Genomic DNA, 13,070 nt, shown 5'->3' on the forward strand with positions numbered 1-13,070 from the left:
CCTAAAAGTTAGACACTTTTAGGTCTCAGTTCAATCACTAGGTTTGGTTATATATTTTTCTATAAAAAGATTTATTTTTCAGTTATTGAATATTTAAATAATGTTTCGATAGTCTATTTACATGCTAAACGGTCATTATGATGCTTTGATTTAACCAATTCTTATGCTAATTATGATCAAAAAATTATTCATCATCAATGATCAAGACCAGATAGTGCAAAAAATTAATTCTAAGGTCAGAAAAGGCACTCATCATCTCAACGTTATCCTTCTACTAATTCTCTAACTATATTGTAGTTACTTGCATCATCTGAATCAGAAATATCTGCACTAACTTTTCTCTCATTTTTATTTACTCTTTATTTTTTGCGCTTTCAATCTTATCTTTTAAATCCAAAGCTTTTTCATAAATAAAGAAACCAATTACACATGTCAATATATCACTAATTGCTTGAGACCAAACAATACCGTGATAGCCCAGCGTCATCTTCATCAATTCTAGAACCACAAAATAAATCACACCTTGTCTAGCGATTGCCATAATAAAGGCACCCCAAGCATTACCAACAGATTGGAAAACAGTTGTATAAACCAATACGATTCCTACTACAGGCGTAGTAACAATCGTAGCTAACAACATGTAACTACCGGCACTAACAATATCCGGCTGATTCATGAATAATGCTGTGACAGGACGGGCAAAAACAATTAATAATCCACCAACAATTACCGCATATACAACTTGAACTAAAATATCAAAGCGAAGAATATCTCTAAGCCGCCGCCAATTTTGAGCACCATAGTTGTAGCCTAATAAAGGTTGTGCACCAAAGGCAAAACCAACAATCACCAAAATCACAATTCCATATATTTTTTGTGTAATCCCCATTGCAGCGACCTTATCAGCACCATAAATTGCCAGTGACGAATTCAATAAAGCCATGCCAAAGCTTTGAGCAAAATTAGTAATTGATCCAGGAATACCGATTGCTACTACTTCCTTGATTGATTCAGCATTAATTTTAATTAACTTGGGATCTAGAGTAATGAATCTTGCTTTTTGCAGAATCATAATTACTAAAATCAAGTCAGTTACAACATAACCTAAAATATTGGCAATTCCTACTCCTGTAGCACCCCACTTTAAAACAAATAAAAAAATTGGATCTAAAATGATAGCTAAAATAGTTCCTGTCATTGTGGCAATCATCGCCTCAACTGCCAATCCCTCTGTTCGAATTAAGTTCTGTGGAATAAGGCTCAGAATAATAAAGACTGCTCCAATGGAAAGCACACGATAAAAATCAGCTGCATCGCTATAAGTTGCCGCCTTGGCTCCTAATATAGTTAAAATAGGATGTTCAAAGATTAGCAAGATTACTGTCAAAAGCAGCCCAGTAATCGCTCCACCATACAGACAAAAACTACTGATTCTTTTGCTGAGCTCGTATTTTTTCTCACCAAATAAGCGAGAAATAACTGACGAACCACCTAAACCAAAAATGTCGGCAACAGCTATTAAAAAAGTAAAAAGTGGCGCACCGATCGTAATTCCTGCAACTAGATTAGTATCGCCTGTTTTGGCAACAAACATTGTATCTGCCAGATTATAAATCATGGTAGTGATCATACCCAAGACTACAGGTAACGATAATTTAAAATAAACTTGCTTAATTGGTGCCTTTGCAAATAATTCGTCCATTTGTTTGCCTCAAAAGAAAAAGCAACCTAAAAAATTATTTGGGAGTCATCCTCATGATTCTAGGTCACTTATGTTACTTGATATTCATGTATTATATGTTAATTTAAACAAATTCTTTGATTAGATGCAATGGCGTTTTTAATTCGGTAAGTGTCATTGTTTTTTGTTTATAGCCTCAGAGAAATCTCCATCTATGCTAAACTATTACCAAAATATTTGAGGGAAATTACTATGCAAATTAAAGAAATCAGTAAACTTAATCAACCAACTGAACAAAAACCTTTAACCATCTGGGAAAACAGTGTCCACGCCACACATAAATTTTTAAACAATGATGAAATCTTGCAAATACGCAACTATGTACCACAAGCATTTAAACAAGTGGAGCATTTATTAATAATTATCGATCATGAGCAAATTAAAGGTTTTATGGGAATCAATGACCAAAAAGTTGAAATGCTCTTCATTGATGCGCAAACACGCAGCAAGGGATATGGCAGCAAATTATTGAATTACGGTATTCAAGAGTTAAACATTGATGAATTAGCTGTCAATGAACAAAACCCACAAGCAGTTGGCTTCTATGAACACATGGGATTTAAAGTAGTAGAACGATCTGCAACTGATGATCAGGGCAATCCCTATCCAATTTTGAGGATGAAGTTGGATAAAAAAAAGTAGTAAACAGTTATATTTAGTTATTCCTTTTTCCCTTGACAAAAATATTTTTAATTTTCGAGTAATATCATTTGTCTAACAACGCATTCTTCTATATTATAGAAGACGCTGCTGATACGGATGTATAACGGACTGATAATCCTTTCCGTAAATTACCTGTAAGTCAGATAAGGCGAACAGCAAGGATACCTGCTGTTTTCTGAATCTTGGAGATATTCTTATCAGAGATAGGTCCAAAAGACTTTCTGCCAGGCGATGGTAGTCAATGTATTTCAGCGTAAGGCTTTTTCTGAGCTGGCAAGCACAATAAGTTGATGTGAAAATCAGCTTGCATCAGGGTTTTTGACCTAATAATTAAGGCGGAAAACTTAATTGGAACCTCAATGTAATGACCAACAAGCTTGTTTGCTGTGACGTATGCGATCAAAAGTATGCTATAACAGGTCAGAAAAGAACGAGTAGCTTAATCGGCAAGATTAAATGATACTATTAGGTACAATATATAGAACGCACATCAAGTGAAAGTTTACGGTAAGCAATCCGTTTAGGACTTCGGTAGGTTCTTTGAACCCAACGCAAGAAAGAAGCAGAAATAGCTAATCTGTGGGCGGTCTTGTTATCCTATGGCTGAATAAAGAAAAGAAAAGTATGAAAAGCATATTTTTCTAACGTTGGATGCAAAAATGATTAGTTGCTAATAACAACCAGTAGCATTAATTAAAAGGAGACCGGTTTGTCTATGAAGACAGCTGGTCTCTTTTTAATATTCTAATTATTTTACTGTATTATCACCTGACACTGTGTGCATCCCTAAGTGACTGCCATTTGTCTCCTTACCTACCTGTGCATGAGTTGCCTTACCACCAAAGATTGAATTATCACCGACTACAGTCTTCAAATCACATTGATCCACTTCAATATTTTCAGCCAAATTATCACCTGAAGTCGTTGCCACATCAAGATCATCAAGAATTTGGCTATCTTTAATGGTAAAGTCACCGCTAACTAGCTTAATCTTACCACGATTTAGCAATACCTTCTTTAATTTAATATCACCTGAAGTTTCAGTTATTGCAACTTCATCTACTTTTACTTTCTTCAAATGAAGATCACCACTAAGAGCAGTAAATGTTAATGTCTCTAACTCAACTTGTTTTACAACAGTGTCACCACTAGTCAACTTCAAAGTAGCGTTAACTAATTTATGTTCTACCGGCACTATAACTTTTAATGCACCAATATCATCTTGACTCACAATACTGATTTCAACATGCTTTCTTTTCCAGAATTTACCATTCTTGCGTTCAACCTTAGGTTCTTTTAATTCAAGTGCTTTGTCTGTATTAGTTACAATCGGCTTCTTATCTTCTGGACCGTGGTAATGTACCTCGAACTGATCGCCGCCAACCAATGTAAAATCAATATCTACTAAATCAACGCTTAACTTGTCAAAGCTATCATTACTTAAAACTTCATCAACAATTTTCACTTCATTGTCTTCATTTTTGTCAAAAAACATTTTCTTTCTCCTCATTTTTACCTTTTAGTTATTGTTCTTATTTTTCTTTAAGTTTACTATCATATTACTATTTTTCAACCGTAATTTACTAAGTGGTCAGAATTTGCGGCTGAAATGCAAAAATAGACAACTTAAGTTTTAACTTAAGTCGTCTATCCTTTATCCTAAAATTTTCTTTTTCAATTCGTCTAAACGATCAATTTTAAACGTGAACGCCTGTATCCCTAATTCACTTGCAGCTTTGGTATTATTTCCCAAATCATCAACAAATAAACATTCTTCTGGCTTTAAATCATATCGTTTTAACAAACATTGATAAATCTGCTTATCAGGCTTCATCATTTTTTCCTGAGCAGAAAAGACAAAACCATCAAAATAATCACCCATCGAAGAATTTTTAACAAAGTTAGCAAATTCCATCCCTGTATTAGACAAGGCGTAGATTTTATAACCATCTTCTCTTAGCTCATTAATAAAATGAAAAACTGATTCATAAAAATCAACATTTTGTGGCCAAGTAAGCATAATTTGCCTTACCTTATTTTTTAACTCCACAGGTACGCGACCAATGAAAATCTCCATTGCTTCTTTTTCATCGATTTTTCCTGCATCAATTTCAGACCATTCTTTTGATTCAAAAATCGTTTTTCTCAATAAATCATGTTCTTGTGGAGTCAGTTCATAATGATTGAGGATTTCATCAGGATTGTAATTCATGATGACATTACCGAAATCAAAAATAATATTCTTTAGCATAAAATGTCCCTTCTAATACTTTTAATTCACATCTTAATTTTATGCTTTCTTGTATCACTGCGAAAGAAAAATAAAAATTGACTTTTTCTTTTTATCAAATAAACACAGGATAAGTGAAATCATTAAATCTTTTAGCCAAGAGCATTGTAACAGACACATAATACAGTATAATGATTATTATCAATTACATAAAAAGGATGATGATTTTGAATAAAAAAGCATTCAGCCTAGACGGCAATCAATTAAAAACTTTAGCAGTTGTGTTTATGATCTTTGATCATATCTACAGCTATCTTCTATTGGATATTCTACCAAATTGGTGCAGTTTAATTGCTCGCTTCGTTGCTCCACTTTTCGTTTTCATGTTAATTGTTTCCCATGACCCTAGCATTGCATATACTGCATAAAAGTCATTGCCAGTAAACTTTTCAAGATGCGTTTTGTCTTTGCCAAATTCATCCTTACCTGTCTCAGTAGCATTTTGATATTTTACAAAAGTATCTTTTAGACTATTTGCATCAATCTTCAATTTATTAGCTAGTTCAACAATTGAATTGGCATGTACATATACTTGGGGATTTTCTTCTACTTTATCTAGTTTTTCCTTAAATGATGAATCCATTTTTTTGCCATCATAAATCAAATAATACTTTTCACTTCCATGCTTGTACATTTCCGTTGTTAAATTCAAGAAATTACATGGTGCCTCATTAGAAAAACGTTTGCCATTCTCATCAATTAACATTGTTTTTGAATAATCAGGTACAGTATTCCAAGTGATAAATAATTGTGGGGCAAAATCAATCGTTCCATTCTTATAAACATCATTATTTGAAAACTCTGCATTAACAGCTTTCAGTAAACTATAACCATCACCAGTATTGGCAGGACTAGCTTCGTTAAAGACATGAACCTTAGCAACAGATGGTGTGACCTTATTAAGAAGATCATCCTTTTCATAAGAAGCACTGCCTGTGGCAATTACTACAGCTTTAGCACTAATAGTAAATTCACCTGCTGAATTTCTCACTTGCAACCCTGATACTTTGGTTCCATCATCTATTATTTTTGTAACCCGACTGTTCAAATAAAACCCGCCGCCATGTTCTTTAATATAATTAGCCAGCATTTCTGCTAAATGTGCGCCATTAGTGAAATTAGCAATAATAATTGGACTATCAGAAAAAATACTTACTTGCGAATTTGTTAAGGCTACTAAATCATCAAATGTTTTTCCAGACTCTTCTAACAATTGTTTTAAGAATTTTTGATCGTGCTCCTTAGTTGCATTTTTATTAACATGATCGACAAAGTTCAATAACCTTATCATTGTCGGTAGCTATAATTACAGTCGCATTATTAATTTGCTGCTTTAATCCTTCTTCACTCGGGTAAACACCCCAATGCCAGTCGGGACTATAATCATCCGTTTTTTGATCAAGACAAACTTGTTTGTAAAAAGCACAAATTTGGCTTAAATCTTGAACAGTAGCAGTTCTTATTTGCAAAAAAATCCCCTTATATTCTATAGTTTTCGATTATAACAAAAATGCATCCCCTTCCCAAGTAGGATGTGGACGCATTCATTTAATCTATATTTTATTCATCAATCTTAGGGGCCTTGCCGATTTGAGCTTGCATCATCCAGATTCTCTTTTCAATATCTGTATGGCATGACGTTAAGATATCATTTGAGCCATAGTCGCCTTCCTCGTCACTTACCTTGATCCCTTCTTCATAAAGGTGCTCCAAATAACGATAACCAGCAATGATAGTCGCAAATCTTTCTCTAGTTGAAATTCCCCATTCGCCAGGATGAGCTTCGATCTTAGTATGATCAAGCACTTCCTGTAAGCTTGAATATGGTGACCCATCAATGGTAATCAATCTTTCAGAGATCAAGTCACGTTGTTCATCAAGTTCATCCATTACCTCGTCTAAATATGGGTGCAATTTTAAAAATTCAGGTCCACGCATATACCAATGTTGTTGGCGGACAACCATCATTAATTGAGTAGTATCAGCAACAGCTTGATTTAATATTTCTTTGGTTTTAGGATACTTCATAAATTAGCCCTCTTTCAATTAGTAACTTGCTTTATATAACTATTATATATTTTGTTATCGCTTTCATCAAATTATATGTTTTATGTAATAAAAAATGTGCCCGAACAAGCACATTTTTAAGTAAGTTTAAAAGAAAATTTTACTCATAATAATCATGAATACCAACAAACAAGTTGAGCTAACTGCGGCAGCCCCAAAGACTGAACCGCCACGCTTAAAGATTACCTTGAAGTTAACGGAAATTCCCAATGCAGCCATTGCCATCCCTAAAAAGACATATGCTGCTTGCACTAAGAAGTCTAAAGTCCGCGCAGACATTGGTAAAAATGTACCAATAATACTAGTTAAGATAAATCCACCCAAGAACCAAGGAATTGGTAATTTCTTCGGTGCTCTAATATGTTCTGCTTCACTTTCCGTAACCAAACGCTTTTGGTACCAATAGCCCACAATTAAAGCAACCGGTGCTAAAAGTAATACACGAGATAACTTCATAATTAGAGCGCTATCCAAACTGACTTCACCAAAAGCACTTCCCGCTGCAACCGCATGAGCAATTTCGTGTAAAGATCCACCCGCTACTACTCCATATTGTGTATCAGTTAAGCCAAGAAGCGGTTTGAGCACGATTTCAAGTAATGTAAACACCGTTCCCATGACACAAACAACGGCCACCGCTAGAACTTCGTTTTCTCTTTTTCTTTCTTCATCGCTTGTCTCAATTTGTGGTGACACGCCCATAACGGCAGCTGCACCACAAACTCCACAACCACAAGCCGACAAAATAGCTAACTCATCTTCAGCACCAAACTTACGGCTAAGCCAATAAGTAAGCACAATTGTTCCACTAACTGCCAGCGCCGCAACCAGTATAGTCTTAACTCCTGCATCAGCCAACTTAGTCAAATTGAGTCTAAATCCTAACAAGATAATCCCTAATCTTAAAAACTTGTTGGAAATAAAACCCATGCCAGCTTTCGCTTCAGCTTGTACGCTCTGAGGCGTTATTTGCAATGCAATCCCTAATAACAATGCAATTACCAATGCCCCGATTAAGTTTACGTATGGCAATTTAGCCAAGAAAATTCCTGCTACAGAACAAAATAAGGTCATCGCCGTAGCTAACCAGAATGATTTAGTTTTAATTATGTTTGTCAACAAAAATCCCTCCATATGTGATCTGTTTAATTTGACAAACACAACTCCCTTTATGATGATAGTAATAAGTATACTATTATTTTCTATTTTTGACAAGGTAAATTGTTAATAAATTCACATTAACTAAAAATAAAATATTTTGGCATTATTTAGTTAAGTAGGTTATAATACTTTTGTTACGGAGTGTTGGCAGAGTGGTAATGCACCGGACTCGAAATCCGGCGAACCAAGTTTTCCTTGGCGCGCAGGTTCAAATCCTGTACACTCCTTTTGTCAATATGTGGAAAAGACCAAGTGCAGTGCTTGGTCTTTTTTATCTTAGTCATTTTTTAATATTTAAATGCTATACTTGCTAATAGCACATTATTTGAAGATATAGAAAAGAGATTATATATTATGTGTACTTCAATTATTTTCAGTCCACAAGATCACTATTTTGGACGTAACCTCGATCTTGAGATTACTTTCGGCCAACAAGTTGTAGTTACCCCACGCAATTATACTTTCAACTTCCGCAAGATGCCTGAAATGAAGCATCATTATGCTATGGTTGGTATTGCACTTGATGCTGGTAATTATCCGCTCTACTTTGACGCAGCTAATGAAAAAGGTTTAGGCATGGCAGGACTTAACTACCCTGACAATGCTACCTACTATGATGAAGTTGCCAATAAAGACAACATTGCTTCATTTGAATTTATTCCCTGGATTCTGGGTCAATGCGCAACTGTAGCGGATGCTAAGGTATTACTTAAAAAGATCAACATTGTTAACCTTAATTTCTCTGACAAGATGCAGGCATCCCCACTTCATTGGTTAATTGCCGATAAGACAGGTGTTTCAATTGTCGTTGAAACCGATAAAGATGGAATGCACGTTTATGATAATCCTGTCGGTTGCCTGACTAACAATCCTCAGTTTTCATGTCAATTATTTAATTTAAATAATTATGCTGATGTTTCACCTGCAATGCCTAAGAACAACTTTTCAAAAGAGGTCAATATGAATGGCTACAGCCGTGGGCTTGGTTCACGCAATTTGCCAGGTGGGATGGATTCAGAATCGCGCTTTGTTCGTGTAGCTTTTAACAAGTTCAACGCTCCTGTTGGTAAAAGTGAGGAAGAAAACGTAGACAATTACTTCCATATTTTGCATTCTGTTGAACAACAAAAAGGACTTGATCAAGTTGGCCCTAATTCATTTGAATACACTATTTACTCTGATGGTACCAACCTTGACAAGGGGATTTTCTATTACACTACTTATACTAATCAGCAAATTAATGTCGTTGACATAAACAAAGAAGACCTCGATGCTAAGGAATTAATCAAGTATGATATGTTAACTAAACCAACATTTAATCACCAAAACTAAATAATTGAAAAATAATGTTAATTTTATTTAAAGATTAGCATTATTTTTGTTTTTCCGGTTAAAATAGATTGTACTTATATAGTAATTGGGGATTTTTTTATTAATGAATAATTATTTTGTACTGCTACTGTCTGCGGCAGTTTTGCTCTGGCTTATTTTTAATATCAAAAATTCACGTCGTTTCAATCTATTTGATCACTGGCTTCACCACCAATTGGTCAAACGTCATGATGGCTACAGCTGGCAGGTTATCGCTTTTATTAATGATCCTAAACTAATGGTCGTTTGGGATGTATTATTAGCAGGCCTACTTTTAAACGAAGAACGAAATCTAACCGCTCTTTGGGTATTAGGAACTCTAGGATTTGCTGACATTTCTGGTATTATTCTAAAAAAACTTATTCGGCGCAAGCGACCATTATTACATTCCGATAAAGAAGATGGCTATAGCTTTCCCAGCGGTCATGTTTTAGGTGCCACAACCATGGGCTTAATCGTACTACAACTATTTGCCAAAGATCTTGGAACCGGATTTGTTATTGCCGTAGTAGCTATTTGGGCAATGGTAATTTTCTCTCGTTTAAGTTTAAAGGCCCACTATCCTTCTGATGTTCTTGGTGCTACTAGTTTAGCAATCGTTTGTTTCAGTATTTCGCAGCAACTATTTTTAGCGATTTAAAAAGGATCACGTTCAGCACTTGAGCGTGATCCTTTTTTTATTCATGAAAGCCTACCATAATGCCGCCTTCTTCAGCATAGAAACTACATAAACCATGCATTGGACGAATAGTAATTTGAGCTTCAGGGTATTCCTCCAATATTTTATTTTTAATTATTTCTGCATCTTTTTCATTTTCGCAATGATCGATTATCACTTCGCCACCGTGATAATTATCTTCCTTCATATACTTGATAATTTCACGGATGGCCTTTTTCATTCCACGAGCCTTAGTAAGTGGCTCAAGTTTTCCTTCTTTACTTGCTGTTCCGATCAAGTTGATTTTGAGCAAACCTGCGATTTTGGCTACAGCTGGTGAAACACGACCGTTTAAAGATAAATTATGTAGTGATTGCAAAACAAAAAGCAAATGAGTCTGCATTCTAAACTTAGCAATTGCTTCTTCTAGATCTACAAAGCGCATTTCACCTTGCAGCATTTTCTCAATACCATGGACTATGATTGCTAGCTCAGGTCCCGCACTTCTTGAATCAACTACTATAATTTTACTCAAGGGATGTTTTTCCTCATACATTGCTTTTGCCTGAAGGGCTGAAGAAAAAGTGCCACTCATCCCGCTGGTCATTGTGACGATAATCGCTTTTTCTGTTCCTTCAAGTGCGTCAAGCCATGCTTGAATACTTGGACAAGTTGTTTTGCCTGCCACATTATTTTGGTTCATATTGGACAAAAATTCCTTCATATTCAAATCTTGATTATCAAGGTAGTCCTTACCACCAAAAGAAATTGTCAGAGGCACTACTTCCAAATTACGCGCCGGATCATTATTCATATTGGCACTTGAGTCAACAATTAATTTAATATTTTCCATTTTAGATTCCTTATTTTTTGTATTTATTTTAATACATATATTATAGTCCTTTGATATAGAGTTTTTTAGGCTGCTTTACTAATTTTTAAAATGTAAACCGCTTTCATATGTTTACACCGTCACAAAGTTAGGCTAAAATTTGAGATGTAAAGCGGAGCAAAAATTGTTCCGTATGGTATGAAAAACATACCATAATTTTTGAGGAGGTTTATTAATGCTCAAATCAGTTATTGAAAATGTACACGCACTTGAAATTTTCGACTCACGTGGTAACCCAACTGTTGAAGTTCACGTTACTCTTTCAAACGGTGTCGTAGGTAAGGCTGAAGTTCCATCAGGTGCTTCAACTGGTGAAAACGAAGCTGTTGAATTACGTGACGGTGGTTCACGTCTTGGTGGTAAGGGTGTTTCAAAGGCTGTTAACAACGTTAACACTGAAATTAACGATGCTCTTAAGGGTATGGACCCATACAACCAACCAAAGATTGACAAGACCATGATTGACTTAGACGGTACTCCAAACAAGGGTCGTCTTGGTGCCAACGCTATCTTAGGTGTATCTATGGCTGTTGCAGTTGCAGCTGCTAACGATGCTCACCTTCCATTGTACAGATACCTTGGCGGTACTGATCTTGAAATGCCACAAACTTTCCACAACGTTATCAACGGTGGTGAACACGCTGACAACGGTATCGACATTCAAGAATTCATGATCACTCCAGTTGCTAAGACTTCATTCCGTGACGGTTTCGAAAAGATCGTTAACGTATACCACACCTTGAAGAAGGTTCTTGAAGACATGGGTTACGAAACTGGTTTAGGTGACGAAGGTGGTTTCGCTCCTAACATGAAGAACTCAGAAGAAGCTTTGAAGGCTCTTCACGAATCAATCATCAAGGCTGGTTACAAGCCAGGTGAAGATATCGCTATTGCATGTGACTGTGCTGCTTCATACTTCTACAACAAGGATGATCACAAGTACCACCTTGAAGGTAAGGTTCTTACTGATGAAGAATTAGCAGATTACTACGACAAGCTTTTGGACGAATTCCCAGAATTAATTTCTATGGAAGACCCATACGACGAAAACGATGTTGACGGTATGGTTAAGTTCACTAAGAGCCACAAGGACCGTATCCAAATCGTTCTTGACGACTTCATTTGTACTAACCCTGCACTTTTGACTAAGGCTATCAAGGAAGGTGCTGGTAACGCTTCACTTATCAAGTTGAACCAAATCGGTACTGTTACTGAAACCCTTGAAACTATCCGTCTTTCACGTAAGAACGGTTACAACACTATGATTTCTCACCGTTCAGGTGAAACTGGTGACACCTTTATCGCTGACTTAGCTGTTGCTGTTAACGGTGGTCAACTTAAGACCGGTGCTCCAGCTCGTTCAGAACGTGTTGAAAAGTACAACCGCTTACTTGAAATCGAAGAAGAACTTGGCGATGGTGAACGTCTTGCCTTCTTCCCAGACGATGTTGATCACGATTAATTTCGAGTTAACCGAGTACAATTTCAAAAAAAGCATGAGAATTAATTTTCTCATGCTTTTTTGCTTACTCATTTAATCTTTATTTTACTAATTGACTAAAGATTTTATTCAAAGATGTATCTTTGACTACTTTAACTATAATTGGATTACCATTCTTAGATTGATCAAGCAAGATAATTGGTTTGTTAGTTTTAAGGCAGAATAAGTAAGTATTGTGCCAAGATTTAAAGTCATCATTAGCTATTGCCAGCACATTATAATCATATTTTGCCTTGCCCGTTGGACTGTAGCCTATCTTAATTGACTTTTCATTCAAAACAAACCGATTAGTTGCTAGCACTCCAGGATAAGTTGCACCCTTTTTGGTCTTTAAATTCTTTTTCCCATCATAAAACTGATAGGTCTGACCGGACTTTTTACCCCAGTTATTGACTGCAGTCTTTAACTTGGCTGTCTTAGCTGTATTCCAAATTACAACAGCCGACTTTTTAGTCTTATTTTTCTTATTCTCTTTGATTTTCTTTTTCGAGTCTTTTTTAGGCTTAATCTTCTTGGAACTTGAAGACTGTACCTTGGCAGATTTAGCCTTTTTTACGTTTACTGTTTTCTTATTTTGTTTTACTTCACCAATCGTCACTGCATCTTTACCAAAATGTACTTGACTACAACCCGTCAAAGTCACAGCTAAAGTGACTGCAGCAATACCTACAAAAATTTTTCTATTCATAAATAGCTCCATTTGTTATTTCTTATGTCTATTATCAC

General features: G+C 35.7%; 13 protein-coding genes, 1 tRNA gene and 1 pseudogene. 6 read left to right on the plus strand and 9 right to left on the minus strand.

Annotated features, from left to right (window positions below; translation table 11 throughout):
- Positions 1–352 precede the first annotated feature (352 nt).
- Entirely contained in the window at positions 353–1,702 is a 1,350-nt protein-coding gene (locus tag CP352_RS05510) for an MATE family efflux transporter (RefSeq protein WP_089143412.1), read from the minus strand.
- A 231-nt stretch (positions 1,703–1,933) separates the two neighbouring features.
- On the opposite strand from CP352_RS05510, the gene CP352_RS05515 reads away from it, so the two are divergent.
- Positions 1,934–2,383, plus strand: coding sequence for a GNAT family N-acetyltransferase (locus CP352_RS05515; RefSeq protein WP_089143411.1), 450 nt, complete (start codon positions 1,934–1,936; stop codon positions 2,381–2,383).
- Between the two features lie 769 nt (positions 2,384–3,152).
- Here CP352_RS05515 and CP352_RS05520 read toward each other — a convergent pair.
- Both CP352_RS05520 and CP352_RS05525 read right to left on the minus strand, forming a co-directional pair.
- Positions 3,153–3,899, minus strand: coding sequence for a DUF4097 family beta strand repeat-containing protein (locus CP352_RS05520; protein WP_089143410.1), 747 nt, complete (start codon positions 3,897–3,899; stop codon positions 3,153–3,155).
- Positions 3,900–4,058: 159 nt separating this feature from the next.
- Positions 4,059–4,655, minus strand: a complete 597-nt coding sequence (locus CP352_RS05525) for an HAD family phosphatase (RefSeq protein WP_089143409.1) — start codon at positions 4,653–4,655, stop codon at positions 4,059–4,061.
- Positions 4,656–4,855: 200 nt separating this feature from the next.
- Here CP352_RS05525 and CP352_RS11555 point away from each other — a divergent pair.
- Positions 4,856–4,969, plus strand: a pseudogene (locus tag CP352_RS11555) (hypothetical protein); the annotation flags it as partial.
- On the opposite strand, the gene CP352_RS05535 reads toward CP352_RS11555, so the two are convergent.
- From CP352_RS05535 to CP352_RS05550, 4 genes are all read right to left on the minus strand, one after another.
- The gene (locus CP352_RS05535) at positions 4,945–5,985 is read right to left on the minus strand and encodes an FAD-dependent oxidoreductase (RefSeq protein WP_089143408.1); all 1,041 of its coding nucleotides are present in this window, start codon (positions 5,983–5,985) and stop codon (positions 4,945–4,947) included. The pseudogene CP352_RS11555 and the gene CP352_RS05535 overlap by 25 nt on opposite strands.
- The gene (locus CP352_RS05540) at positions 5,951–6,163 is read right to left on the minus strand and encodes a hypothetical protein (protein ID WP_013086213.1); all 213 of its coding nucleotides are present in this window, start codon (positions 6,161–6,163) and stop codon (positions 5,951–5,953) included. Before CP352_RS05540 ends, CP352_RS05535 begins: the two co-directional genes overlap by 35 nt.
- A gap of 91 nt (positions 6,164–6,254) precedes the next feature.
- Positions 6,255–6,722 (minus strand): DNA starvation/stationary phase protection protein, encoded by a 468-nt coding sequence (locus CP352_RS05545; RefSeq protein WP_089143407.1) that lies wholly within the window; start codon positions 6,720–6,722, stop codon positions 6,255–6,257.
- Between the two features lie 126 nt (positions 6,723–6,848).
- Positions 6,849–7,895 (minus strand): YeiH family protein, encoded by a 1,047-nt coding sequence (locus CP352_RS05550; protein ID WP_049764564.1) that lies wholly within the window; start codon positions 7,893–7,895, stop codon positions 6,849–6,851.
- A gap of 165 nt (positions 7,896–8,060) precedes the next feature.
- Between CP352_RS05550 and CP352_RS05555 the strand changes: the two genes are divergently transcribed.
- The 3 genes from CP352_RS05555 (at position 8,061) to CP352_RS05565 (ending at position 9,933) form a co-directional block, all read left to right on the plus strand.
- Positions 8,061–8,149 (plus strand) — tRNA-Ser (locus CP352_RS05555).
- 127 nt (positions 8,150–8,276) lie between these two features.
- Positions 8,277–9,254 (plus strand): choloylglycine hydrolase, encoded by a 978-nt coding sequence (gene bsh, locus CP352_RS05560; RefSeq protein WP_089143406.1) that lies wholly within the window; start codon positions 8,277–8,279, stop codon positions 9,252–9,254.
- 103 nt (positions 9,255–9,357) lie between these two features.
- Positions 9,358–9,933: a phosphatase PAP2 family protein gene (locus CP352_RS05565; RefSeq protein ID WP_013086209.1), complete on the plus strand. Its 576-nt coding sequence runs from the start codon at positions 9,358–9,360 to the stop codon at positions 9,931–9,933.
- Between the two features lie 37 nt (positions 9,934–9,970).
- Here CP352_RS05565 and CP352_RS05570 read toward each other — a convergent pair whose 3' ends face one another.
- Positions 9,971–10,804, minus strand: coding sequence for a DegV family protein (locus tag CP352_RS05570; protein ID WP_061204631.1), 834 nt, complete (start codon positions 10,802–10,804; stop codon positions 9,971–9,973).
- A 214-nt stretch (positions 10,805–11,018) separates the two neighbouring features.
- Between CP352_RS05570 and eno the strand changes: the two genes are divergently transcribed.
- A complete protein-coding gene (eno, locus tag CP352_RS05575; protein ID WP_005718938.1) occupies positions 11,019–12,305 on the plus strand; it encodes a phosphopyruvate hydratase in 1,287 nt (428 codons plus the stop codon).
- A gap of 79 nt (positions 12,306–12,384) precedes the next feature.
- On the opposite strand, the gene CP352_RS05580 is transcribed toward eno, so the two are convergent.
- Positions 12,385–13,032 (minus strand): DUF4767 domain-containing protein, encoded by a 648-nt coding sequence (locus CP352_RS05580; RefSeq protein ID WP_061204964.1) that lies wholly within the window; start codon positions 13,030–13,032, stop codon positions 12,385–12,387.
- Between the last annotated feature and the right edge of the window lie 38 nt (positions 13,033–13,070).

Origin of the sequence: Lactobacillus sp. UMNPBX1, from assembly GCF_002554085.1 — a bacterium.
Taxonomy (GTDB): Bacteria; Bacillota; Bacilli; order Lactobacillales; family Lactobacillaceae; genus Lactobacillus; species Lactobacillus crispatus.

Coding starts and splice junctions, on each gene's coding strand:
- CP352_RS05515 (WP_089143411.1), top strand. CDS start 1,934: ATGCAAATTAAAGAAATCAGTAAACTTAATCAACCAACTGAACAAAAA.
- CP352_RS05580 (WP_061204964.1), bottom strand. CDS start 13,032: ATGAATAGAAAAATTTTTGTAGGTATTGCTGCAGTCACTTTAGCTGTG.
- CP352_RS05565 (WP_013086209.1), top strand. CDS start 9,358: ATGAATAATTATTTTGTACTGCTACTGTCTGCGGCAGTTTTGCTCTGG.
- bsh (WP_089143406.1), top strand. CDS start 8,277: ATGTGTACTTCAATTATTTTCAGTCCACAAGATCACTATTTTGGACGT.
- CP352_RS05510 (WP_089143412.1), bottom strand. CDS start 1,702: ATGGACGAATTATTTGCAAAGGCACCAATTAAGCAAGTTTATTTTAAA.
- CP352_RS05570 (WP_061204631.1), bottom strand. CDS start 10,804: ATGGAAAATATTAAATTAATTGTTGACTCAAGTGCCAATATGAATAAT.
- eno (WP_005718938.1), top strand. CDS start 11,019: ATGCTCAAATCAGTTATTGAAAATGTACACGCACTTGAAATTTTCGAC.
- CP352_RS05520 (WP_089143410.1), bottom strand. CDS start 3,899: ATGTTTTTTGACAAAAATGAAGACAATGAAGTGAAAATTGTTGATGAA.
- CP352_RS05525 (WP_089143409.1), bottom strand. CDS start 4,655: ATGCTAAAGAATATTATTTTTGATTTCGGTAATGTCATCATGAATTAC.
- CP352_RS05545 (WP_089143407.1), bottom strand. CDS start 6,722: ATGAAGTATCCTAAAACCAAAGAAATATTAAATCAAGCTGTTGCTGAT.
- CP352_RS05550 (WP_049764564.1), bottom strand. CDS start 7,895: ATGGAGGGATTTTTGTTGACAAACATAATTAAAACTAAATCATTCTGG.
- CP352_RS05535 (WP_089143408.1), bottom strand. CDS start 5,985: ATGATAAGGTTATTGAACTTTGTCGATCATGTTAATAAAAATGCAACT.